Raw genomic sequence first — 25854 nt, 5'->3', positions numbered from 1 at the left:
TGCTGTCTATTTTGTGATACTCATTTTTTTATTTAAAAATTCTTCTTTTTTTCCTTGACATTTTATAACTGGTCTAATTTTCGTCTTAGTTCCCCAGCTGTATATTTAATTTCATAAAGCAGTTTTACTCATCTGACATATAAAATCTTATTTAGCTGAGATACTATTTTTTTCAAAACCCTTTTCTAATTAAATTTAATATATTATTTACATAAAAAAATCATAATTATAAATAATTAAACACAAATAGAATTATGTAGATAAAATTTATACTTTTATCTGCATTAAGATTTTATCAAAAAAATTCACAATTTTCAACATATTTTATCAATTTATTTTAAATTTTTATTGTAAAATTTTTTTATAGTATTTTTTACATCATTTTTAGTACAAACATTAGATAGGATCTTATTTAAAGTTATTTATATACTTAAAATACTAACATTTCATCATAAACATAAGTTTATTTAAAAAAATATTTTATAACATTTTTAATATTTAAAATTGTAGAACATATTTGATATAAATATTTTAAGAAAAGAGTATTTCAAATAATCATTTTGAAAATATTTTACTTTTATTTTCTATTAATTAAAAAAATTAACATTATATAACATTTATAAATAATTATAATAAATTTAAATATATACACAAAAACAAAAAAATGTTCTACAAATATATGTATATGAAATAAAAAAACAGTCTGTATACTTTTATAATTGTACACAAACTGCTTCAAATAATTCTAAAAACGCTACATTTACTTATTTAATCCCTGTCTTTTATCATATATTCCTTTAAAAACGAAAGTCAGAAAAAATGACCCAAAAAGTGCTACTGCCATAGCAATAATATAACCAGGCCAATACTGCGCCTTTATTGCCAGAATAGCTGGCAGTCCCCCTATCCCTACTCCTCCTGCAAGCACGCCGAAAGCTGCCGAAATTAATCCTGCTATCGCTGAAGCTGTAATAGCTGCCACAAAAGGATACATATATTTTAAATTCGCCCCGAACATCGCCGGCTCTGTAACACCAAGCCATGCAGATATTGTTGCCGAAGCTGAAAGTGATTCCTGTTTTTTATCTTTTTTATATATAAAGTAAGTTGCTGCCACTGCACCAGATTGTGCTATATTGCTTAATGCAATCATAGGCCATATCATGGTTCCCTGTAATGTCGGATCTGCTATCAGCTGAAAGTCTACTGCAAGAAACGTATGATGCAGTCCTGTTACTACCAGCGGTGCATAAAGAAGCCCGAATGCAAATCCTCCCAGATACTTCAATCCTGGTGTAAGCATCAATGTTTTAAATATCAGCGCAATATAGTTCCCTATTTCTCTAGCCACAGGTCCTATTATTGTAACCGTAAGTATTCCTGTAATAAAGAGTGCCATAAATGGTACCACCACAAGCTTTAATATTTCAGGTACACGTTTTGTGAACCATTTTTCAATATAGCAAAGTGTAATCCCGGAAAATATCGCTGGAAGCACTTGTGCCTGATACCCTACTTTAGCTATATTAAGACCGAAAATATGCCATATATAGTTTCCTTTTTCCAAAGCTTCTGCTAATACCGCGTGATCAGTGGCAAGACTTCCATACTGGTATGCATTCATAAAAAATTCCGGAGAAACAAGCATAATTCCTAAAACTACCCCGAGTACCTCTGTACCGCCGAATTTTTTCACAGTAGACCATGCTACCAATGCCGGTAAGAATGGAAAAATAGCATTACCAAACCACCATAAGAAATCATTTAATGTTGCTGCCCAAGAGTGCAGTTCAGTCAGACTTTGTGTCCCGTTTCCAAATACTTTCATATCACCAAGAATATTTCTAAATCCAAGTATAAGACCTCCTGCTATAATAGCGGGTAATAACGGTACGAATATTTCTGCCAGATGCGCAATCATTTTTTGTAAAAAGGACTGTTTTTTCAAAGCCTCTTTTTTCACCTCATCTTTTGAAGCTGTTTCAAGCCCGGCGGCACTTATAAATGTTTTATAGAAATCCGCCACATCATTTCCTATTATTACCTGAAACTGCCCTGCATTAACAAATGTTCCTTTTACAGTCTCGAGTTCCCCGATTTTTTTAGTATCTGCTTTTGTATCGTCTACCAGAGCAAACCTCAATCTCGTTGCACAATGTGTTACACTTATAATATTTTCTTTTCCGCCGATATATTCCAATAATTTTCCTGATTCTTCACTATATTTACTCATTATTTTATCCTCCTTATTCAGGGAACGTTCCCATTAAACAATAATAATGTACCCTGATTTTCAGGAATTGTCAAGTACATTATTTAAAATTAATTCAGCTTTAAATGTATAAGTATTAATTTTTGTATTTTTTATGTCTGTAACTATTTGAACTGCTTTTTCGCCAGATTGTTCGTATGAAAAACTTATACTTGTATGATTGGAATCTAAAAATCTTAATAAATTATTATTTCCGATTCCTGTTACCACTACATCATTTATATTTTTCTTTCTGAGATACTCTTTTACTCCAAGTGCCAAATTATCAGTCCCGCACACAATTGCATCAATATCATTTTCATTAATATTTTCAGCAACTTCGTATCCCGAATAATATTCAAAATTTCCAAATCCGGAAATATTTTTTATTTTTTTCATATTTACAAAATCTTCATATGCCTTATATCTTTTCTCACCTGTAGTGGGATCATTTCTATGAACACCTACATAGGCTATTTTCCTTTTTCCTGATTTCCATAAATAATCCAATACCATTTTTACCGCATTATAGTCATCATATACAATGCAGTTAAACCCTCCTACATCCTGACCTATAAGCACTACTCTTTTCCCGGTATCTTTCAGAAAATCATATTTTTCATTGGCAATTGCAAATACTATAAAACCATCAACATCTCTTTTCAGGAGAGTGTCCACAAAATGTTTCGTTTTTTCCACAGAAAACTGATTTTCCAATATTAGATAATCACAGTTATTTTTATAAAGTTCTTTTGTAATACCTCTCACGACCTGGCTCTCTGAATTGGAATCCAGCCTTGTAACAAGTATTCCATATGTTTTTACTTTTATCCCCCTTAGTTCTCTTGCACTTTTGGAAGGGGAAAAGTTATTTTCCTTTATTACTTTCAAAACCTTTATCTTAGTTTCCTCTTTTACGCCCGATTCATTGTTAATGACTCTGGAAACTGTCGATTTACTGACCCCCGCCAATTTAGCTATATCCAATATGGTATTTTTTTTCATTTTCTTACCTCTTTAAAAAATAGATTTCTAGTGCAGAACTAAATAATATTATAATCCCCTGTTTTTTTCAGCTTCAAGAAGGCAGTCCAGCATTACAATAGCTGTTGCACATTCCAGAACCACCACAGCTCTGGGAACTATCACAGGATCATGTCTTCCTGTTACTTCAAGAACTGTATTTTCCTTAGTTACTATATTTACTGTTTTTTGCTTTTTACTGATAGAAGCCGGCGGCTTTATTGCAACTTTAAAATTCACAGGTTCCCCGTTTGTAATCCCGCCAATTATCCCACCGTTATTATTAGTAAAAGTTTTTAGATTTTTATCATTATCAAAATACATTTCATCATTTGCCTCTGAGCCAAGCATCTCTGCAATGGAAAACCCCGCTCCGAATTCAAGACCTTTTACAGCCGGTATCGAATACATCATAGAAGCCAGTTCGCTCTCCAGCGAATTAAAGAAAGGATCTCCAACACCAGCGGGCATTCCTATCACGGAAATTTCCACTACTCCGCCCACAGAATCACCTTCATCTTTTATCTTTCTTATTTTATTTTCCAGAGAAGTTCTTATTTCCTTATTTAAAAAGGGAAGGAATTCTTTTCTCAAATTGTCAAAAGATTCCGGATTTCTGTCTTTATCCTCAAATTCTCTGTCTTCTGTATCAAAAATGCTTTTTATATGAGCTCCGACATGTATTCCTTTTTCTTTAAGAATTAATTTTGCCACTGCTCCCGCAAATACAATTGATGCTGTTATTCTACCGGAAAAATGTCCGCTTCCTCTTATATCATTAAATCCCTTATATCTCATCAAACCGCTGTAATCAGCATGTCCCGGTCTCATTTTCTGAGCAAGCTCCGAGTAATCCTTTGATCTCTGGTCTGTATTTCTTATTATCATACATAAAGGAGTTCCTGTAGTGAGTTCATTAATATACCCGCTTAGTATCTCAAATTCATCTTTTTCTATTCTTGGTGTGGAGAATTCTGATTTTCCCGGTGCTCTTCTCTGCATTTCTTCTTTGATAAAATCAAGATCCAGTTTTGTTCCGGCAGGTATTCCGTCAATATTTACACCTAAAGCTTTTCCGTGTGATTCTCCGAAAATAGAAATTCTGTAGTTTCTACCCCAGTTTGCGCTCATTTGTTACCTCCTGTTTATTTTCTTGTTAGAATAATCCCGGATTATCACCAGTTTTTTTCTGTTTTCCAAAATATATTATACTGTTTTCATCAAGAAATTTTGGTGCAGGATAAAATATATTCCCGTTTCCCCTTGCTTCCTGATATACAAAATAGCTTGGATGATTATATTTCAGATAATTCCCCTTATTTATCATACCTTCTATTTCTAAGGCAGACTCCACAATATCCTGTAAAGTGAGTATTCCCTTTGTTTCTTTTGCACATAAAAGACTGTTTTTATCTGCTGAAATATCCAGCTTAAAATTATCCATTAAAAATTTTTTATTTATACTTCCTTTAGTACATGAATTTACATACAGATCAGGTGAATATTGCTTTATTCTATCCAAAAAATCTGTTCTGCAGTTTTTCATCCAGTTTGCCACAAAGAGTAAATCCCTGTAATTATCGGTTTTTTCTCCCAGAGAACACTGGTATTGTACAGAGTTCACTATGAGAAACAGATAGATTTCTCCTTCTTTTATTCTGTCAGAAAAAAAGTTTTTCAAAGGCCCTTCCACCATCTTTTTCAGATATTTTTTTGTACTGGGATTGTTAAGCGGTCTTGCATTATACCTTCCCTCGGGATACAAGCTGATATCGATCTTAAATTCATGTATATGAGGACTTTCTATGACAAATGCAATTACACCGTCATAGTTTTTTCCGCCCAGAAATTCATCATATAGTGCGGCGGGAACAAAAAGCTTCTCATAATCTTTTCTAAAACGAAACTTTACTTCACCGTCTTTTTTATAAACCGCTCCGATAAATTCATCAAGTGCCTTTTTTTCTCTGCTTTTTTCCATAAGTGTCTTTAAATTATTCATATTTTTCCCCTTAAATTGATAATTTAATACCGTTTCTTCGTAACCTGTTTTTATGACATTCTTATTTTCAAGCGTACTTTTTTATTTTACCTGTTCTTATTCTATATTTTTTAAAACTGTTCTTAGATCAATGCTTCCTATTGTGTTATTTGCCCATCCAGCTACAAGTATTGATACTACATCTCCTTTTTCATCCACTATTGGAGCCCCGCTGAAACCAGATAATTCAAGTTCTGATTCCAAAGTAAAAATTTCCATATTATGTTGTTTTTCTTTATAAGATATTCTATAAATATTTTGATTACATGTGGTTTCTTTATACGGGCATCCTATCAAATAATATTTTTTATTCTCTATTAACTTTTCTGTACTTACCTTTAATGGGGGAGTTTTCCTTGGAATCTCGTTTATCTGAAAAAGAATTACATCATTACTCATATTATCATCTTCTGATATTAATTTTTTTACTGTCAGTTTTTCATTTGGACTGTATCTTCTAAAAAGAGTCCATTCTTTTATTTCGCTGTTAAAATTTGAAGGCAATACTTCCGGCACTATTCCCATTGCTTTTCCTAAAAGATGTTTTGCTGTAACAGCATATATTTCTCCATTATAATGTATTAGAAATGCTGATGCTCCATTTGAAGACTGACCGTCTTTATATTCCATCTCATTAGTCAGCAGTATTTGTTTTCTTTTCAATACTTTTTTTTCGAAATCTGTATTTTTAATATTTTCAGCATAAATAAAATTTCCTGTTAATATTATAAGTAAAAAACTATATATTATTTTTCCCATGACACCTCTTTTTTAGTCTTTATTTTTACAAAAAATTTAAATCTCCCCAATTTTTCCGCCCATACTCACAAAGTCATTCCAGAAATTCGGATAAGATTTTCTCACTGCACCTGCACCTGTGATAAGAATAGGATTTTTACATTTTATGGAAGCTATTGCCAGTGCCATTGCTACTCTGTGATCATTCCACGAGTCTACAGCCACTCCGCCTTCTAATTCTTTTACACCGTTTATTATCAGAGTATCCCCGTCTTCTTTTATATCAGCCCCGAGCTTATTCAGCTCAGTTCTCATGGAAGTTATTCTGTCTGACTCTTTTATTCTCAGACGTTCACCGTTTATTATTCTTGTCTCCCCTTCACTCAAAGCTGCAAGTACAGTAAGTATCGGAGCTATATCCGGACACTGTGATACATCTATTACTGTCCCTTTTGTTTCTCCGGGAAAAACTTTTATATTCTTATCATTTATTTCAAGATTTGCTCCCATTTTCTGTACTATTTCCACTATTGCCCTGTCTCCCTGAAGCGAGTCTTTATACACATTCTTACAGTTTATTTCTTCACTTAATATACCGGCTACTATCCAGAAAGCTACCTGTGAATAGTCGCCCTCCACTGTATAGTCGAATTCTTTATAGGTTTGATTTCCTTTTACCTGAAAACTTTTATAATTATTATTTTTAATTTCTACTCCGGCCATTTCCAGTATTTTAAGCGTAAGATCAACATACCCCTTAGATTCCAAAGGACCTTTTATTATTATTTCCGAATCTCCGTCCAAAAGCGGCAGAGCATACAAAAGACCTGTTATAAACTGTGAACTGATATTACCTTCTACTTCAAATGTATCAGCCTTAAGCTCTCCTTCCACATATAACGGAAGTTTTCCGTTTGTAGTTTTGTACTCTACTCCCTGTTTATCAAAAATTTTATAATATGTATCCAAAGGTCTCTCTACCAGTTTTCCTTTTCCGTCAATTGTGAGCTGTCCGTTATTTTTGCTTAAAGCAATAGGGATTATAAATCTGATTGTAGATCCTGACTCATTACACTGGATATAATTATTTTCTATTACTACATTCCCTTTATTTCCTTCTATTTTCAGGTAATCTTCACCCTGCTCTATTACTGCACCAAAATTTTTCATTATATCTGTTGTTGTCTGAATATCCACAGAAAAATTCAGGTTTCCTATACGGCTTTCACCATCAGCAAGTGCAGCTGCTATAACTGCTCTGTGAGAATAACTCTTTGACGGCGGTATATTAATTTCACCTCTTAATTTTGTTGGTATAATCTTTATCTCCAAGTTTTTTCCTCCATTTTATCTGTTTTTATATAAAAAATCATACATCTTATCTTCACTTATCTTTACTATTTTGCACTTACCTATTTTTTCTATCATTACAAAATTCACTTCGCCCTTTTTATTCTTCTTATCTCTTTTCATGATTTTTAGTACATCTTCTCTGTTATATTTGTCCTCTACAGGAAGATGAAACTGTTCCAGAAGTTTTTTCGTTCTCTCAAAACTTCCTTTCTCAGTTATTCCTTCTATCTCACCGGTCTCTAATATCTCTGCCATTCCCAGAGATACTGCTTCCCCGTGGGTATATTTTTCATAATTATAATACTGTTCCAGTCCGTGTCCTACAGTATGCCCGAAATTCAGTATCATTCTAAGACCATGTTCTTTCTCATCTTCTTCCACTACTTCTCTCTTTATATCACATGATCTGTATAATATGTCTTCTATATGCTCCATTACTTCTTCCCTGCTTTTCAATTCTTCCAAAAGAGAGAACAGTTCCTCATCATATATGCAGCCATACTTCACCACTTCCGCCAAACCGTCAAAAAAATATCTGTCTGTAAGAGTCTTTAATACAGATGTATCAATTAAAACTATCTTCGGCTGATTAAATGCACCTACCAGATTTTTCCCCTCTTCAAGATCCACACCGACTTTTCCTCCCACGCTGCTGTCTACCTGTGACAGTAATGTAGTGGGAATCTGTATAAAAGGAACTCCCCTCATATAAGTGGCAGCTGCGAATCCTGCTATATCACCTGTAACTCCGCCGCCGAAAGCAACCACGAGGTCATCTCTGGACAAAGCGGCATTTATCATTGCTTTATATATTTTCGATACATTTTCCAATGTTTTTGATTTCTCGCCGGCTTCCAGAATATAAAAAGTGAAATCATAATCTTTCAGCAGTTCTTCCATTTGTTTTCTATAATATTTTTCCACATTATTATCTGTTATTATAAATAATTTCTTTCCTTTATAAACTCGCTTTATATATTCCGGAAGATTTTTTAGCAGATTACTGCCAAAAAGAATATCATAAGAATTTTCTCCCAGATTAACATGTAGTTCCCTCATTCTTTCCCAACTCCAAATCTTTTGGTAAATACCTTATCTACATAGACTGACCTGTATTCTTCGGCTAATATATCCATAAATATAAGATCATATCTGTTTCCGTTTATCTCCAGAGCCTTTCTAAGCCTGCCGGCCATTTTAAACCCTGTTTTTTCATAAAGTTTTATTCCCGGAGCATTAAATTCAAATACTTTCAGATAAACATTTTTCATATTTAATATATTAAATGTAAAATCCAGTAAAAGCTCAATGGATTCTTTCCCGTAACCCTGTTTCCAATATGTTTTGTTGCCGATAATAATCCCCAGTTCAGCATTCCTGTTCAAAAAATCAACATCATTCAGTCCTATATTTCCGATAAGTTCATTTGTCTGATTCAGCCTTATTGCAAAATGATACCCTTTTTTCAGCTCGGCAAGCGCTTCACTTTCTGCTTCCACATCTACAATTCTGCTGTATAATGTAGTAGACATCACTACTTCAAAATCATTCAGCCAGTTTGTATACTTAGGCACATCCTCCATGCTTATCGGACTAAGGTAACATCTTTCCCCGATAATTTTCTTATAAAATTCAGCCATAAAATATTAACCTCCATAATTGTCCAAGATAATGTTTTACGATTTTATTATAACACAAAACATGCTTTGTTTAAAAATTTTATCCCGGGAATATTACATATATATTATTTAAAATCACAGGTTTATACCTGTAAATTATCTGCATATTCTATCAAAAATAACTTTTTCACAAATATATTTCAAAAAAAATCAGGTAATTTTCTCTCTTCTGCTTGATGATTCCCTGAATTCTTTTTTCAAAGTCTCTATATCTTCACCTCTAATTGCATCTTTCAAAATATCCAGTCTTTTTTCAAATTTATCTATCATAAAAAGCAGATTTTCTTTATTCCCCAGAAATAATTCAGCCCATAAATCTTCGTTTATTTTTGCAATTCTTGTTAAATCCCTGTAGCTGTCACCAATAAATTTATTTGTATCATATTTATTATCATCACTGTTTATAAGCGAAACAGCTATAGCATGTGTAAGCTGACTGGTAAAGGCTATGATCTCGTCATGTTCCCCTGCATCCAGATAATTCACATTCTTAAATCCGAGTTTTTCTATTATTTCCATCATCAGACTGACATTTTCTTCCTTATTGCCGTCTTTTATAAGAATATAATTAGCATTTCTGAATACATTGCTGTCTGCATAGTCTATCCCTCTTTTTTCCCTACCTGCCATTGGATGTCCGAGAATAAAATCAACGTCTTTCCGCAGCTTGGGTTTTACTTCAAGAAGAACTTTTTCTTTTATACCAGTAACATCTGTAATAATACTATTTTCCTTAAAATTCCCGTTATTCTCCAGTATAAATTTCTCAAGGAGTTCGGGATACAGCGAAATAATTACAAGGTCTGATTCAGGAAGCGGCACTTTCCCATCTTCAAATGCCCCGTCCACTATTCCTGATTCTACAGCTTTTTTTATAGTATCTTTGTTATTATCTATTCCATACACCTTTTTCGCTCCGGCTTTTTTCAACCCTTCGGCAAATGAGCCGCCGATAACTCCCAGACCTACTACAGTTACTGTAATTTCTTCCAGTCTCATTCTGTCTCCTGTCCGTATATATTATTTACCTCTCTCAAAAAAAACTTTAATGAGAGAGGCATCCTAAAAATCTAAAAAAATTTCTTTCCAAAAATTTCTGCTACTTTTTGGACATCTGTCATTAGTTCCTCGAATTTTTCAGGTTTCAATGACTGCGGTCCGTCTGAAAAAGCTTCTTCCGGTTTATGATGAACTTCCACCATCAGACCATGTGCTCCTACTGCTACTCCGGCATTTGCCAGATCTTTTACCATCCACCATTTTCCTGTTCCATGTGCAGGATCTACTACAATCGGAAGATGTGTTTTGCTTTTCAGCATAGGAACAGCATTAAGATCAAGTACATTTCTGTATGCTGTTTCAAATGTTCTTATTCCTCTTTCGCATAACACCACATTTTCATTTCCGCCTGCCATTATATATTCAGCTGACATAATCCACTCTTCTATAGTTGCTGAAAGTCCTCTTTTCAAAAGAACCGGTATATTAGTCTTTCCTACTTCTTTCAGTAAATCAAAGTTCTGCATATTTCTTGCTCCAAGCTGTATCATGTCCAGATGAGGACCAAATTCATGAAGCTGCTCTATGGACATAACTTCGCATACTATAGGAAGTCCTGTTTCTTCTCTTGCTTTTTTCATGATTTTTATACCTTCCATACCCATTCCCTGGAATGCATAAGGTGATGTTCTTGGCTTTACCACTCCGCCTCTAAACATATTTGCCCCGGCTTTTTTCACAGCTCTTGCTATAGTCATAACCTGCTCTTCGCTTTCTACAGAACACGGACCAGCCATCATTACAAGATCATTTCCTCCTATTTTTACTTTTCCGCCTACTTCTACTATTGTATCTGAAGGTTTGAAATGTCTCCCGGCTCTCTTAAACGGATCCTGAATTCTCTGTACATCGACTACATATTCAAAAGAACTTACATGCTTTATATCAATAACACTTGTATCTCCGACTAGGCCCAATATGGTAAACTCCTTGCCGATTGTGGGATATACTTCTACATTTAAGTCCTCTTCCAATTTTTTTATCAGTCTTTCCAGCATTTCTCTAGGGATCTTTCCGTCTACTTTTAAAATCATAATTGCCTCCTGTTTTTTAGTATTTTTTGTTTTAAAAAAACTCTCTAATGCAGTATATAGAGAGCTAGGATATTTATTAATAAAATTAATATTTTTGAGTAATTAACACAAATCTAAGGCTTATTGAAAATACATTATAAAATGAAGCCCTCTTTTAAGTACCTACTTATTGCACAGAAACTAAAAATAATTTTATTTCATGCAATCCTACATTTTTCTACTTAAAATTTTTTTTGTAATTACCTACTATCCTACTATCCTACTCAAATAAATTCTACTATACTTCTGCAATTCTGCATCTGTGCAGTTGGAATTATCCAGACACACATTTGAAGTATGATTAATATTAACATATCCACTATCACAAAGTCAACAATCTCAAAAACATATTTTATAGAATCCAAACATAAATGTTATTTATGTTTATTTTTTTCATCCGGATATTTTTACTATGCTCAAATGTACTGTAATTACTAAAAATCTCTAATATAAATTGAAGAACTGCACAATCATTTAAAAAATAAATAATAGGATAAATATTAAATATTTTTCGTATACATAAACTAATGTTATAATTAGCTAACAATTTGAATTTTTATCTTAATGTTTTCAAATAGATTTAAACAGTAAAATTTTCTGTTGTTAAAATTTCAGATTAAAATAAAATTATATATTTAAATGAGGAGGAATTATATGAAAAAGCTATTTTCATTACTGGCTATAGCTACATTGACTTTAGTCAGCTGCGGGAAAAAAGCTGATACAGCTGCTGCCGGTACCGAAACAAAAACTGAGGAAAAAACTGTCGTTAAGATAGGTTTCATCGGACCGCTCACAGGAGGCGTTGCCCAATATGGAATAGCCACTAAAGAGGGAATCGAATTAAAAATTGAGGAAATTAATGCTCAGGGTGGAATAAACGGTAAAAAGCTGGAACTTATCAGTGTAGATGACAAAGGTGATGCTAAAGAAGCTGTTAATGCATATAAAAAACTGGTTTCTAACGATAAAGTAGATATGATTATAGGAGCAGTTACTTCTGTTCCGTCAAATGCAATTGCAGAACTTGCTGAAAAAGATAAAGTACCTATGATTAGTCCTACTGGAACTAACATTGACATAACAGGCGGAAAAAAATATGTATTCAGAACTACTTTTACTGATCCTTTCCAAGGTGCTGTAATGGGTAGATATGCTACTGCAAAAGGGTTCAAAAAAATAGCAGTGCTTACTAATAAATCAGATGATTATTCTACAGGACTTTCACAGTCGTTTATAGAAGAAGCTAAAAAAGGCGGAGCCGAAATCATAGAAAGTTCTTATACTAAAGAAGACAAAGATTTCAAATCTATCCTTACTAACATAAAAAATGCCAATGTAGATGCTATCTATATTCCTGATTACTACGAAACTATCGGTCTTATTGCTACACAGGCAAAAGAACTTGGTATTACTGCACAGTATTTAGGAGGAGACGGATGGGACGGAGTTCAGACTAACTTTGCAGCTGTTACTAACGGTGCATTATTTGTAAGCCAGTATGCTGCTAATGATGAAAGTTCTCTTGTTCAGAATTTCATAAAAGCATATAACGACAAATATAAAAAAGATCCTATTTTATTCGCTGCTTTAGGTTATGATACTGTTGATATTATCGTAAATGCTCTTAAAAATGCAAAAGATTCTTCATCAGATGCATTGGTAGATGCACTTAAAGCTACTGATTTAGAGCTTGTTACTGGTAAACTCGTTTTTGATGAAAATAATGATCCTAAGAAAATAGCTGATATTATCGAAATCAAAGATGGTAAATTAACTCTAAAAGAAAAAGCTGAGTAAATATTATAACAATAAATTTAATTATTTGGGTATTACTACAGAAGATAGCTATGCTATCTTCTTTTATACTTTTTAAAATGAGGTGAATTAATAACGTGAGTATTTTAAAAACTTTCCTTGAGCAAGTGATAAACGGATTACAGGTTGGAAGCATTTATGCACTTATTGCTCTTGGATATACAATGGTTTACGGTATCGTAAAACTAATAAATTTTGCACACGGCGATATATTAATGGTTGGCGCCTATACGGCTTTTACATGTGTAACCAAATACAATATGCCTTTAATCGTAGCTATCCTAGTATCTGTAATTGTTTGTTCATTACTGGGTGTGCTTATTGACCGTCTTGCATATAAACCCCTTAGAAATTCCCCAAGAATCTCGGCACTTATTACGGCAATCGGTGTGAGTTTCTTTCTGGAAAGTGTTTTTCTCGTATTTCAGGGAGCTGATTCCAAGGTTATACCGCAGGATAAAATTCCTTTTTATCTTTCAAGTGCTACTATTAATATAGGATCAATCAGAATTAGTTATCTTACACTGGTTACTATTTTTTCTACTATTATCTGTATGCTTGTGCTGAACTTCTTTATTAAAAATACAAAATTAGGAAAAGCTACAAGAGCTGTTTCTGAAGATCATAACGCTGCAAGACTTATGGGAATCAATGTTAACTCTACTATAAGCATTACTTTTGCTATTGGTTCTGCACTTGGTGCATTAGGCGGAGTTCTTTACAGCCTTACATATCCACAAATAGAACCATATATGGGAATGATGCCGGGACTGAAAGCATTTATCGCGGCGGTATTCGGCGGTATCGGAAGTATTCCCGGAGCCATGATCGGCGGATATCTTATGGGACTTATAGAGAATTTTTCCAAAGCTTATATCTCGTCTACATGGGCTAACGTTATAGTTTTCGGAATTCTTATTCTGATACTTGTATTTAAACCCAGCGGACTGCTTGGTAAAAATATAAAAGAGAAAGTATAGGTGAGAGAAATGGATAAAAAAAATATAAGAAAATTGACATATATACTCTCTGCTGTGCTTATCGTGATTTTATTTTTCCTTTTACAGATTATAGTACAGATTAATTCTTATTACTCTACTATTTTATGTAATATATTTATTTATGTATTATTTGCAGTAAGTCTGAATATTACTGTCGGACTTATGGGACAGCTGAGTCTGGGTCATGCGGGATTTATCGCAGTGGGAGCATACAGCAGTGTCATGTTTACAAAATATGTGTTTACTTCTGTACCTAACGATGCTGTGAGATTAATACTGGGCTGTATTATAGGGGGTCTGTTTGCAGCTTTATTCGGGTTCCTTGTAGGTATCCCTATTCTCAGACTAAAAGGCGACTATCTGGCAATAATCACACTTGCATTCGGCGAGATGATAAAGTTCACTATCCAAAACCTTGATTTTCTGGGAGGAGCAGCAGGAATAAGAAGAATCCCGCAGATTACTACATTTACATCTATTTTTTGGATTGTTGTAGTTTCTATTATTATTATAACCATGATGATGACCTCAAAATACGGAAGACTTGTTCTTTCCATAAGAGAAGATGAAATAGCAGCAGAAAATATAGGAATTCCTATCAATAAAATAAAGCTTTTCGGCTTTACGGTATCTGCTTTATTCGCGGGTGTAGGCGGTGCTCTTCTGGCACACAGCTACCCCACTCTGGAACCGCTCCAGTTTAACTTTGTATTCTCTATTGATATACTGGTAATGGTTGTTTTAGGCGGTCTTGGAAGTATTACAGGTGCTATCGTTTCAGCATCGCTTCTTACAATTCTGAATGAATCACTAAGAAGTTTTGCAAATTTTTTCCCTTCAAATATCGGAATGTATGTACAGCAGGGAAGATATGCTTTTTACGCACTGGTATTGATTTTCATTATGATATTCAGACCAAGCGGACTTCTGGGTACTGGTGAATTAAAGATCAGCAGTATTATAAGAAGACTTTTTTCAGGAAAAAAGAAAAATGAAGCGAGAAAGGGGTAAATATATGTCTTTATTAGAAACGGAGCACTTATGTATATCCTTTGGAGGACTAAAAGCAGTTGACGATGTTAACATAACACTTAACGATAAAGAATTAATCGGACTTATAGGGCCGAACGGTGCCGGCAAAACTACACTTTTTAATCTTTTAACCGGTGTTTATAAGCCTACCAGCGGCAGTGTGAGAGTAAACGGTGCAGAGACAGAAAAGCTTTCTACCCCGCAGATCATAAACCTCGGTCTGGCGAGAACTTTTCAGAACATAAGATTATTTAAGAATCTTTCCGTTCTTGATAATGTTAAGCTGGCTCTGGACAGCAGTCTGAAGTATTCTGTACTTACAGCTACCCTGAGACTTCCTAAATACTGGAAAGAAGAAAAAAGCGCTGATGAAAGAGCTTTGGATTTTCTGAAAATATTTGATCTTGATAAAGTATCTGATGTATTAGCCGGGAATCTTTCATACGGTCAGCAGAGAAAACTGGAAATTGCAAGAGCACTGGCAACCAGTCCGAAACTGCTGCTTCTTGATGAACCTGCTGCAGGAATGAATCCTCAGGAAACAAAAGAATTAATGGAAACTATTCAGCTGATAAGGGATAAATTTGAAATTGCTATTTTACTTATTGAACATGATATGGATCTGGTAATGGGAATATGTGAAAGACTGTATGTGTTGAATTTTGGAAAAATTATTGCACAGGGTACGCCTGTGGAAATTCAGAATAATCCTGAGGTTATAACAGCTTATCTCGGAGAATAATATTTCCATTTTGACACTTTAATTAGGAGGAAAATAAGTGAATATTTTAGAAGTAAATGATTTAAATGTTTATTACGGTGCCATTCATGCCATAAAAGACATATCATTTGAAATAAAAAAGGGTGAAATAGTTACTCTTATAGGTGCCAACGGTGCCGGTAAGACTTCTACCCTTCATGCTATTTCCGGGCTGCTTACACCTAAGTCCGGTGAAATATCATTAAACGGTATGAATATTACCAATAAAGAGGCTCATAAACTCCTTGGTCTGGGTATGGCACATGTTCCTGAAGGCAGAAGAATCTTTACCAATCTTACTGTTATGGAAAATCTTGAGATGGGAGCCTATATCAGAAACGACAAAGATAAAATAAAAAAAGACCTTAACAATATATTTGATATGTTTCCAAGACTTGCGGAAAGAAAAAAGCAGCTTGCAGGTACTATGAGCGGCGGAGAACAGCAGATGCTCGCTATAGCAAGAGCTTTGATGTCACGTCCGGAACTGCTTCTTATGGATGAACCTTCTATGGGGCTGGCTCCTATTCTGGTTCAGGAAATTTTCAAAAATATAGAAAAAATAAATAAGGAAAATAATGTTACAATACTTCTTGTTGAACAAAATGCACATATGGCTTTATCTATAGCAAACAGGGCTTATGTTCTGGAAACCGGCAGAATAATCATGTCTGGTGACGCTAATGAACTTGCCAATAATGAAGATATTAAAAAAGCTTATTTAGGCGGATAAAAAAATGAGGCAAAAAACGGCCTCTTTTTTTGTTGCTATATTGTTGTAATCTTTTTCAATCTGTCATAAAAAACACCGAACGATATGATCTCCCCCATTTTAAATCTGTATTTTTCCTTTTGTGCCTCGTTTAAAACTAGTATCAGCCCTTTTTTTCATTAATTTCGTCCTGTCTGATTTTTCTATTGTATATTTTACATTATTTGTTTCTATTATATTTTCAGTTTAATATTCTCTTCCCTTTTTCATTTGTATAAACAAAAAAATGATAATAATTATAAATACGATACTTCCATGCTAAAAAATTTATGTTACTGCTTTTATTGTCAGATCTTTTAGTTCCATAGCCTTATCTTTATTCTTGGAAAGCACTCCCAGATATAAAAGTTCTATAATAAAAAGCTGAGACATCCTTTCAGAAAATGATCCTGTCTCAAAAAGCTCCTCATTAAAACCATTCAGCAAGACATAATCTGCATATTTGGTAATCTCTGTTTTATCATTATTTGTGATTGCTATGGTCTTAGCACCTCTCATTTTACCGCTCTGCAATGATTCTATTACTTCTTTTGTTTCACCTGTCTGTGATATTCCCAAGATAACATCGTCTTTATCTGAGATAGATGCAGCCATCTTAAATAAGTGCGGATCAGAATGTGCAGCAACGCTTTTTCCTATCCTCAGAAATTTATACTTTGCATCCTGTGCAGTAAGATTCGAATGCCCTATTCCGATAAACTCTATATGTCTTGCACTATTAATAAGATTTATACATTTATCCAGTACTTCGTTATTAATAAGGCTCAAGGTATCTTTCAGCACATTAAACGAGTTATTATAGATACTTTCTGCTATAGAATTATAGTTTTCATCTGCGAGGATATCGATCTTATGTTTATTAGTCTGCTTTTCTTTGCTGAGACTGCTGACCAGCGATATCTTGAAGTCATTATAACCTTTGAACCCTGTTTTCTTACAAAATCTGATAATTGTTGTTTCACCGGTTTCTATTGCATCTGATAGTTCTCTTATATTCATACATACCACATTTTCAGGATTCTTTTCGATATAGTTAAATACTTTTGTCTCAGAGGCAGTAAAGCTCTTCTTCAAACTATTGATTTTATTAAATAAATTATCATCCAATACTTTCATTATTTCTTCAACTCCTTATTTATCAGGAAATAAAACTGTATGTGATGATTTTGGAATTTTTATTAAAATACTGCCTAAAAATAACATTTAGGCAGTATCCTTTTTATTTATTCTCTATCCAGACTAAACTGGATACCTCCTGTCAGCTCTTTATTTCCGTCATAATCAAAAAATTTATCTTTATATTTTATCTGTCTGTGCTGTTCGTCCACTACATTATAACTCACATAAGGGTTTACTGTCAATTTTCCTATTTTTGTATCAAAAGTGTGTGTATAAAGCAGCTTAGGCGATACATAAAAACCATTGTTTCTTTGACTATCCCCTGTAAACTTTTCCCATTGGTTAACTATATTCAGATCAAATCCAAAACCGTAAAATCTTGGTGTCGAATAAGTAAGCAGCATCATGTAGTTCAAATATATTGAGTTTTCTTTATCAGGTGTTGTTCCTTTAGTATTCGTCGGCTTTCTCAAATGGTTATTCAGCTGAACACCATATGTCAGCCCTCCGAACTTACCTTCTGCTATCGGCCCTCCCACAGCTATATCGAAATCTCCTCCGACACCTTCTGTTCCCTGATCCTTATAATCTCTGGTATACTTATCAGAATCATTATAATATACTATTCTTGGTGTAACTGCCGCTTGTTGTCCGAAGATCTTGAAAGCCATTGTAGGACCGAAGTAGAACTCATATCCATGTCCGTTTAGCTGTTTCAAAGGAATTAATCCGTCCAGATATCCTATTTTCAAATTATCCGAATTTCCGTATTTAAATCCCAGTGTCCATTCCATAGCCATATTACCAACTATTTGTGTTTTCATAACATTAAAATCCGTATCCCACGTATCTCCGCCGGCATCTTGATTTGTATCATAAAAATTACGTTTTGTTACATCAAAATTAAACATTAGGCCTGCCCACTCATCATCAAGAGAAATTTTTCCAGATAGTTCATTTATAAACTGACTGTATTGTAATCTGGAACTGTCCATATTTCCTCCTGCATAACCAGTATTATATTTTAATTCCTTAATATCATCTGCAACTGATAACACTGATATTACAGCTGTTAAAATTAATACTTTTTTCATTATTATTCCTCCTGTTTTTATTATTTTATATATTCTTTTCTATCAAAATAATATTACAATAAAACTTGAAGTTTGTAAAGTTTTTGTTTACAGGCTGCTTTGAATGAAATAGTATAAAGCAAGTGTTTTTAAGCACTTGCTCTAAATTTTACACTGACAATATTTATTAAACTTTTTATATATTATATTTTTTTCTTATTTTATTTTTATAGATTTCTGCCTGTGTTCCATATATTATTTGTATCCCTTTACCTGAACGTATTACACCTTTTGCATTTAATTCTTTCCATCTGCTGTCATCAGATACTTTTGCCTCATCTTTTACACTGACTCTAAGTCTTGTTATACATGCGTCAATATTTTGTATATTTTCTATTCCTCCCAAAGAATCTACTATATCAGTTAGAAGTTTATCCTCTCCGGCTCTTTCCTGATAATCTTTCTTTGTATACAGTTTATTTTCGGCACCTTCTCTTCCCGGTGTCGCATAATTGAATTTTATAATCATAAATTTGAATACATAATAATATACTACTGCGTATACAGGCCCTAAAATCAAAATCCACTGATATGATGTCTTTGATATTCCCTGAAGGAGGCCAAAGAAAGTAAAATCTATAAGTCCTCTTGAGAATGTAATTCCCACAGCTACATCCAGCATCTGCATAAGCATATATGAAAGTCCTTCAAGTATTGCATGAATCAGATATAACGGCGGTGCCACGAATAAGAATGTGAACTCTATCGGTTCTGTAATACCTGTTAAGAATGAAGTCAGTGCTGCTGAAACCAATATACCTTTTATTATTTTTTTATTTTTAAAATCTGCTGTTCTGTACATTGCCAGTGCTGCTGCCGGAAGTCCGAACATCATTGGCAGGAATCCCCCAGTCATTGTTTTTGTTGCATTAGCACTAAAGTGTGTTACAGTAGGATCTGCAAGCTGTGCAAAGAAGATATTCTGTCCTCCTTCGACCATTCTTCCCCCGACTTCCAAAACTCCTCCAAGCGGTGTATACCAGAATAACGGGTAGATTGCATGGTGTAATCCGAATACATTCAGAAGTCTCATTGAGAATCCGTATAGGAATGTTCCTGGATATCCCATAGCCGAAAATGCCTCTCCTGCTTTTACTATAAGTCTGAATACTGCCGGCCAGAAAAACGGAAATATTGCCCCTATCGGAATAAAAATAAGTATTGTAACTACCGGTACCAGTCTGTTTCCACTAAAGAATGCCAGATAGTCAGGCAGTGAAACATTTGAAAATCTGTTAGTAAGATAAGCTGAAACCATACCGCATATAATTCCGCCGAATACACCGGTCTGCAATGTAAATATTCCAAGCTCGCTGGCATATGAAGCTTTTATCCCCTGTGCTTCTGCTATACTCTTACCAGCCTGCACCAGATAATCCACTGCTACTACGTCTGGTGTTATTCCCATGAATTTTAATACAAGATTTATTACAGTATGGAATATTAAAAATCCCAGAACTGCAGACAATGCTGCTGTTTCCTTATTAACATTCGCAAGTCCTATTGCTATCCCCACTGCAAATAACAATGGAAGATTTGCAAATACCAATGAACCCACAGTAGAACATAAAATCAAAATTTTATTCATTATTGTACCTTCTGCTAAAAAATTAAGATTATATGTCTGAATCAGCGTAGGATTAGTAAAAGCACCTCCTACCCCCAGTAAAATACCTGCCATCGGCAATATCGCAATCGGCAGCATAAAAGCTCTTCCTATTTTTTGTAAAACAGAAAATATACTCTTCATGATTTCCTCCTAAATTATACTTCTTTTATTTTATCACTAAACGTTTTAGTTATTAACTGAGGCCTTGTTATTGCCCCGCCCACTACTACACAAAATACACCGAGTTCCAATACTCTTTTGGCTTTTTCCGGTGTATCTATTTTTCCTTCTGCTATTACAGGAACAGATACTGAAGCCATTACATCTTTCAAAAATTTAAAATCATCATCAGCTATATTTTGATCTTTTGTATTCTCTGTATAGCCGTGAAGCGTTGTTCCTACAAAGTCAAATCCTAATTTTTCAGCATTTTCAGCTTCCTCTGTTGTAGCAATATCAGCCATAAACATCTGCTTTGGATATTTTTCTTTTACTTTTTTGAAAAAATCATTCAGTTCTGTTTCTTTTGGTCTCATTCTCAGAGTTGCGTCTAATGCTATTATTTCGGCACCGCTTTGGACAAGAGCATCTATTTCATCCATTGTAGGTGTTATATAAACATTGGAATCAGGATATTCTTTTTTTATTATCCCTATTACAGGTAAGTCTACTATTTTTTTTATCTCTGTTATATCTTCTGCGGTATTTGCCCTGATTCCGCTGGCTCCGCCTTCTTTGGCAGCAAGAGCCATTCTTCCCATGATAAACGAGCTGTGCAAAGGCTCATCCTCCAGTGCCTGACATGAAACAATAAGGTTCTTTTTCAAAGTCTCCATCACTTCTTCATTTTTCATATTCTCTCCTTTTTTGGAAATTTGTTCCTTTTTTTATTGTAAAAATAAATTTTTGTTCCACTAATTTATACCATATTTTTTTATTTTGTCAAATTAAATTTACCTGTAAATAAAAAAACATGCCTGATATCATTAATATCCGCATGTTTTTTATCTGAATTTTTTACTTGAATGCAATAAGGGCAGTTGCTCTTCCTGCACTTGCTCCCTCTCTTCTGTGAGAATGAAACTTTTCTTCCATGGTACTTTCTGAAGCTGTAATTATATTTTTATCTGAAATTCCCATTCTCAAAGCTATTATTTTATTAAAACCTATATTGTCAAAATAATATTTTGATTTATTTTTGGAATAAATAAAAGAATTTTCTATAAGCTCTCTGTCAAATTTTTCTGCAAATCTTTCATAAAATTCCTGTCCTACCTCATAATCAGAAACTCCTATTCCTATGCCTAATGCCAGCAATACATTCTTAGGACTTGTTCCATACTGCTTAGTCATAGTTTCCAAAAGTCTTTTCTGTATTTCTTTATATGTTCCCGGCCATCCTGAATGTGCCACTCCTACAGCTTCATTTTCCATGTCGTAAATAAATACAGGAAGACAGTCTGCATAAAATGTAAACAGCGCCACATCTTTTCTGTTTGTTACGAATCCGTCTATACCATGGTAAGAATGCCTTGTTACATGTTCATTAATTATCTTGATATTATTGCTATGTGTCTGGTGAGATTCTATTTCTGTCCTGTCTGTAAGTTCCAGCATCTCAAGCAGCTTCATTCTGTTTTCACGGGGATTATCTTCGCTTTTACAGTAATTCGACATATTACCAAGACTCTTTTTCGTATACACCGCAGTTATTCCGTGTTTTCTAAATTTATCCACATAGTAATAATCTTTTTCCTCTTTATACATAACATTACCTCCGTTCAGAAAAAATTACTGTTCGCTGTCCAGTTCATTTTCATAAAAGTCATATATTTTCAGCATATCAGCTCTTTCTTTTTCACTCAAGTCCCTTGTTCTCTTTGTATTAGTATAATCGCTGTATAAAACCACTTCTATTTTTTCACCTGATCTCAAAAGTCTTACCAGATCTTCAGCCTGTTTATCTTCCAGTATAAAAGCTATATACTCTTCCGTATTCAGATTAGCTCTGGTTCTGTCCAGCCAGTATGAATCACCTGAAAGTTTCATAGCTTCAAAATTTATTCTTACAAGATTTCTCGAACTGCTAAAATCAATCGCTCCCATATGAAACCAGTTCTTGCTTCTGTTTTTTATAGAAAGATAAAGATATTTTTTATTATCAAGTTTTTTATCATCTTTTATAAAGAAAAAAACATAGTCGTCCTGCTTAAAAATATCATTCTCAAGCCTGTAGTAAACCGGCTCTTTTTCAAAATCCACCTTAACAAAATTATACATAAACTTTTTTACAGCACCGGGTTTTTCAGGATATTCCGGAAATATTTCCTTTTTTTCATCATCAGAAAGACTGTTAAAGTAAACTTTATCTTTCTTTTCCAATAATTCTATTCCGTTCTGTGCTGCATAAGTATTATATTCTTTGGCCTCTTTATATCCTGTATTTACTATTTTTTCGTAATTTGTAACACTTCTGCATGAAGTAATCCCCAAAACCATTAAAGAAAGAAGAAAAACTTTTTGTATTCTCATATTATTCACCCCTGTTACTGATATAATCTGCCAGTTCTACCAGAATTTCAGCATTTTCAAAATTTTCTCTTATTAAGTTTTTAGCTTTTTCAGTGTAATCATTAAGAATTTCTCTTGTTTTTTCTACTCCGAAAAGCTTTGGATAAGTAGTCTTGTTGTTTTTTTCATCACTTGACTCTTTTCCCATTTTTTCAAAGTCTCCTTCTATATCGAGAAGATCGTCCTTTATTTGAAAAGCAATTCCTATTAATTCCGAATACTCCAGAAGAACTTCTTTTTGTTTCCCTTCCACTCCTATCGCTGTCATGGGAAGTTCTACCGCAGCTTTTAATAACTTTCCTGTTTTGTGGCTGTGTATATATTTCAGTGTATCAAAAGAAATCTCTTTATCTTCTGATTCCATGTCTACATACTGTCCGCCTACCATTCCGTTTACTCCTGAATAATCTGACAAAATTCTGATTATATTTACTTTTCTTGTGTCTTCTATTTTTTCAGAGGCAGATATTACATAAAAAGCATAAGTCAGCAGAGCATCACCTGCAAGAATAGCCGTAGCTTCGTCAAACTGCTTGTGTGTAGTCAGCTTTCCCCTTCTGTATGTATCGTTATCCATCGCAGGAAGATCATCATGGACAAGCGAGTATGAGTGTATACATTCCAATGCTGCCGCTGTATCTTCTATTTTGCTGTAATCTGCGTTAAATATATCTGCTACCATATACATAAGAACCGGTCTTAATCTTTTTCCCCCGTTCATCACAGAATAAACCATAGATTCAGATAGTCTTTCGGGATATTTCAGTTCTGTCATTTTTTCCTGCAGATATTTTTCAAAAATCTCTCTTTTTTCCTTTAAATAAATTTTCAGCATTACTCAAACTCCTCTAATTCCACATCATTATTATTTTTTTCCAAAACTTTCATAACTTTTCCTTCTGCTGCTTCCAGAAGTGTTTCTGACTCTTTTATGAGCTTTATAGCTTTTTCGTATTCTTTTATGGAATCATCCAGAGAAAGCTCTCCGGCTTCTAATTTTTCTATTATTTCATCAATTTCCTGTATTCTCTCTTCAAAGTTCTTTTTCTTTGCCGACATAAAATCACCTCTTTATATTTTTATTTATATCTGTAAAAAGATAAAATCTTTTTGTTATAATCTCTCTCGTCATATTTCACAAAATTGCCTATTTCATCAGGAAGTTTTTCATAGTTCCCGTGTTCTGATATAATCATCCCGTCTTCTTTCAGAACTTTACATTCCGAAATTTTTTTCAGCGTATCATATGATATATTTTCTTTATATGGAGGGTCTAAAAATATTATATCAAACAGCTCGCCTTTTCTCTGTAATATCTCCAATGCACGATTTACATCATTTTTATATGCTCTGGATATATTTTCAAATCCGCAGTTATTTATATTTTCTATAATTATTCTAAGTGCTTCTCTATCCTGCTCGATTAATATCGCCCTTCTGGCCCCCCGGCTTAATGCTTCTATTGCTATACTTCCCGTCCCTGCATACAGATCAAGAAAACTACAGTCTGTAATCTCATCGCCTATAATACTGAAAATAGCTTCTTTCACACGTTCCAGCGTTGGTCTTGTCTCTCTTCCCTCTTTGGTTTTCAGTTTTTTATTTTTGGCACTGCCAGCCACTACTCTCATATTACCACCTTAGTCTAAAAATATATAATTATCATTTTGATCTTTTTTTGTTTTTCCCATTATGGTTTTATTAGTAAAAACGAATTTATAAAACAGAATTCCTGTTATTCCCAGCAAAGCCCACAATATCATTTTTACCTGAACGACTTCTGTTTTATCTGTATAAAATGCATACATCATATTCAAAAGTGAAAATAAAAACAAGATTCTATATCCAAAACCGTTTCCTTCCTTCAAATAAAAATACAGAAAAAAAGCTAGTATAATTACAAGAAAATTCATACTTAATGCTGCATTTGCCACTAATAAAAATATAATTGCACAGTTATAATATTTTGTTTTGTTTCTTACATTAAGAGGAAGATATTCTCCCACTTTATCTGCAAGGACACTGTCGTCTTTTCCCTCCTTCAGAGTATCATATATACTCTTCTGGCTTCTTCCCGAAGCAAGTGCTTCCCTTATTTCTTTTTCAAGAGAATATTTAGTCTCTTTCTTTTCCATAAACTCTCCCTGTTTATTCATATTTTATCGTAAGTATGCCGTCCAGCTGCACATCTTTGGCATTCATATAGTAAGTTCCGTCGGAATTTTCATAAAATTCATATATGCCGTAGGCAATAGAAGTTATATTTCTTTCGCCTTTATCTATATTTATTTCCAAAGTATCAGCTTTATTCTCAAGAAAATTATTCTTTATATTAAAACTATAGTTCAGTTCATTGTCCTCTATATTCTTCAATATATAAGAAACCTGCATAACTATTGACTGCCCCATTTGTATTTTTCCGCCTATACCGAACCATTCCCTCTGTATTTTTCTGCCGTCTTCATCAAAACTGATTACTGCTCGCAGATTCGGCACATCATTTTCCCCGATTTTATATTTTATTTTTTCTATATATTTAGCAGGAACTTTCCCCGGATACTGATCCAGCGAAAAAATATATGTTTCTTTAATATCCCTGTTATCTGTATTTTCCAGAAAATATCTCGTTTTTACTGATATTTTATTATCCTTCAAAAATTTTATATCTATGACTTCCTTAGTTATCTTTATATTTTGCTCACGTACTATTTTCATATTTCCTATATTAATAAATTTAGATTCTGCTATACTATTTTCAGAAAAACAAAATGCTGAAAATATTAAGAATACTATTACTTTTTTCACATGTTCCTCCCTGTTTC

The 25854-nt window shown here is 33.7% G+C and carries 26 protein-coding genes; 5 read left to right on the top strand and 21 right to left on the bottom strand.

Annotated features, from left to right (window positions below; genetic code table 11):
* Positions 1–760 precede the first annotated feature (760 nt).
* From treP to aroF, 10 genes are all read right to left on the bottom strand, one after another.
* The gene (gene treP / locus NK213_RS03100; protein ID WP_253346569.1) at positions 761–2233 is read right to left on the bottom strand and encodes a PTS system trehalose-specific EIIBC component; all 1473 of its coding nucleotides are present in this window, start codon (positions 2231–2233) and stop codon (positions 761–763) included.
* Between the two features lie 60 nt (positions 2234–2293).
* On the bottom strand, positions 2294–3256 hold the full coding sequence (locus NK213_RS03095; protein WP_253346567.1) for a LacI family DNA-binding transcriptional regulator: 963 nt from the start codon (positions 3254–3256) through the stop codon (positions 2294–2296).
* Between the two features lie 48 nt (positions 3257–3304).
* Positions 3305–4405, bottom strand: a complete 1101-nt coding sequence (gene aroC / locus NK213_RS03090; RefSeq protein WP_253346565.1) for a chorismate synthase — start codon at positions 4403–4405, stop codon at positions 3305–3307.
* A 25-nt stretch (positions 4406–4430) separates the two neighbouring features.
* A complete protein-coding gene (locus NK213_RS03085; RefSeq protein WP_253346563.1) occupies positions 4431–5276 on the bottom strand; it encodes a hypothetical protein in 846 nt (281 codons plus the stop codon).
* Positions 5277–5372: 96 nt separating this feature from the next.
* Positions 5373–6074 (bottom strand): trypsin-like peptidase domain-containing protein, encoded by a 702-nt coding sequence (locus NK213_RS03080; RefSeq protein ID WP_253346561.1) that lies wholly within the window; start codon positions 6072–6074, stop codon positions 5373–5375.
* Between the two features lie 36 nt (positions 6075–6110).
* A complete protein-coding gene (gene aroA, locus NK213_RS03075; protein ID WP_253346559.1) occupies positions 6111–7385 on the bottom strand; it encodes a 3-phosphoshikimate 1-carboxyvinyltransferase in 1275 nt (424 codons plus the stop codon).
* A gap of 15 nt (positions 7386–7400) precedes the next feature.
* The gene (gene aroB / locus NK213_RS03070) at positions 7401–8465 is read right to left on the bottom strand and encodes a 3-dehydroquinate synthase (protein ID WP_253346557.1); all 1065 of its coding nucleotides are present in this window, start codon (positions 8463–8465) and stop codon (positions 7401–7403) included.
* Positions 8462–9046 (bottom strand): GNAT family N-acetyltransferase, encoded by a 585-nt coding sequence (locus tag NK213_RS03065; protein ID WP_253346555.1) that lies wholly within the window; start codon positions 9044–9046, stop codon positions 8462–8464. Before NK213_RS03065 ends, aroB begins: the two co-directional genes overlap by 4 nt.
* A 189-nt stretch (positions 9047–9235) precedes the next feature.
* Positions 9236–10084 carry a prephenate dehydrogenase gene (locus NK213_RS03060; protein ID WP_253346553.1) on the bottom strand — a complete coding sequence of 283 codons (849 nt, stop codon included), beginning with the start codon at positions 10082–10084 and terminating at the stop codon, positions 9236–9238.
* Between the two features lie 71 nt (positions 10085–10155).
* Positions 10156–11178, bottom strand: coding sequence for a 3-deoxy-7-phosphoheptulonate synthase (gene aroF / locus NK213_RS03055; protein ID WP_253346551.1), 1023 nt, complete (start codon positions 11176–11178; stop codon positions 10156–10158).
* 693 nt (positions 11179–11871) lie between these two features.
* Here aroF and NK213_RS03050 point away from each other — a divergent pair.
* The 5 genes from NK213_RS03050 to NK213_RS03030 all read left to right on the top strand — a co-directional run bounded on the left by NK213_RS03050 (position 11872) and on the right by NK213_RS03030 (position 16561).
* On the top strand, positions 11872–13017 hold the full coding sequence (locus NK213_RS03050; protein ID WP_253346549.1) for an ABC transporter substrate-binding protein: 1146 nt from the start codon (positions 11872–11874) through the stop codon (positions 13015–13017).
* A 101-nt stretch (positions 13018–13118) separates the two neighbouring features.
* Entirely contained in the window at positions 13119–14015 is an 897-nt protein-coding gene (locus tag NK213_RS03045; protein ID WP_253346577.1) for a branched-chain amino acid ABC transporter permease, read from the top strand.
* 9 nt (positions 14016–14024) lie between these two features.
* Positions 14025–15047 (top strand): branched-chain amino acid ABC transporter permease, encoded by a 1023-nt coding sequence (locus NK213_RS03040; RefSeq protein ID WP_253346547.1) that lies wholly within the window; start codon positions 14025–14027, stop codon positions 15045–15047.
* Between the two features lie 4 nt (positions 15048–15051).
* Entirely contained in the window at positions 15052–15810 is a 759-nt protein-coding gene (locus NK213_RS03035; RefSeq protein ID WP_253346546.1) for an ABC transporter ATP-binding protein, read from the top strand.
* 37 nt (positions 15811–15847) lie between these two features.
* Complete coding sequence (locus NK213_RS03030; protein WP_253346544.1) at positions 15848–16561, top strand: ATP-binding cassette domain-containing protein; 714 nt, start codon at positions 15848–15850, stop codon at positions 16559–16561.
* A gap of 306 nt (positions 16562–16867) precedes the next feature.
* Here NK213_RS03030 and NK213_RS03025 read toward each other — a convergent pair whose 3' ends face one another.
* The 11 genes from NK213_RS03025 to NK213_RS02975 form a co-directional block, all read right to left on the bottom strand.
* A complete protein-coding gene (locus NK213_RS03025; protein ID WP_253346543.1) occupies positions 16868–17716 on the bottom strand; it encodes a MurR/RpiR family transcriptional regulator in 849 nt (282 codons plus the stop codon).
* A gap of 107 nt (positions 17717–17823) precedes the next feature.
* Positions 17824–18813 carry a hypothetical protein gene (locus tag NK213_RS03020; protein ID WP_253346540.1) on the bottom strand — a complete coding sequence of 330 codons (990 nt, stop codon included), beginning with the start codon at positions 18811–18813 and terminating at the stop codon, positions 17824–17826.
* Between the two features lie 175 nt (positions 18814–18988).
* The gene (locus tag NK213_RS03015) at positions 18989–20602 is read right to left on the bottom strand and encodes a PTS transporter subunit EIIC (RefSeq protein WP_253346538.1); all 1614 of its coding nucleotides are present in this window, start codon (positions 20600–20602) and stop codon (positions 18989–18991) included.
* A 14-nt stretch (positions 20603–20616) separates the two neighbouring features.
* The gene (locus tag NK213_RS03010) at positions 20617–21315 is read right to left on the bottom strand and encodes an N-acetylmannosamine-6-phosphate 2-epimerase (RefSeq protein ID WP_253346535.1); all 699 of its coding nucleotides are present in this window, start codon (positions 21313–21315) and stop codon (positions 20617–20619) included.
* Between the two features lie 163 nt (positions 21316–21478).
* A complete protein-coding gene (locus tag NK213_RS03005) occupies positions 21479–22228 on the bottom strand; it encodes a polyphenol oxidase family protein (RefSeq protein ID WP_253346533.1) in 750 nt (249 codons plus the stop codon).
* 24 nt (positions 22229–22252) lie between these two features.
* Positions 22253–22993, bottom strand: a complete 741-nt coding sequence (locus NK213_RS03000) for a hypothetical protein (protein WP_253346532.1) — start codon at positions 22991–22993, stop codon at positions 22253–22255.
* Between the two features lies 1 nt (position 22994).
* Complete coding sequence (locus NK213_RS02995; protein ID WP_253346530.1) at positions 22995–23867, bottom strand: polyprenyl synthetase family protein; 873 nt, start codon at positions 23865–23867, stop codon at positions 22995–22997.
* Positions 23867–24091: an exodeoxyribonuclease VII small subunit gene (xseB, locus tag NK213_RS02990; protein ID WP_253346528.1), complete on the bottom strand. Its 225-nt coding sequence runs from the start codon at positions 24089–24091 to the stop codon at positions 23867–23869. Before xseB ends, NK213_RS02995 begins: the two co-directional genes overlap by 1 nt.
* A gap of 20 nt (positions 24092–24111) precedes the next feature.
* Positions 24112–24663 (bottom strand): 16S rRNA (guanine(966)-N(2))-methyltransferase RsmD, encoded by a 552-nt coding sequence (gene rsmD / locus NK213_RS02985; protein ID WP_253346526.1) that lies wholly within the window; start codon positions 24661–24663, stop codon positions 24112–24114.
* Positions 24664–24672: 9 nt separating this feature from the next.
* Positions 24673–25167, bottom strand: coding sequence for a hypothetical protein (locus NK213_RS02980; protein WP_253346523.1), 495 nt, complete (start codon positions 25165–25167; stop codon positions 24673–24675).
* A gap of 13 nt (positions 25168–25180) precedes the next feature.
* On the bottom strand, positions 25181–25837 hold the full coding sequence (locus tag NK213_RS02975) for a hypothetical protein (RefSeq protein ID WP_253346521.1): 657 nt from the start codon (positions 25835–25837) through the stop codon (positions 25181–25183).
* Positions 25838–25854 lie beyond the last annotated feature (17 nt).

Origin of the sequence: Sebaldella sp. S0638, assembly GCF_024158605.1 — a bacterium.
Classification (GTDB): domain Bacteria; phylum Fusobacteriota; class Fusobacteriia; order Fusobacteriales; family Leptotrichiaceae; genus Sebaldella.
Note: the sequence above shows the minus strand (reverse complement) of the source record. Positions and strands in the feature narration are given on the sequence as shown.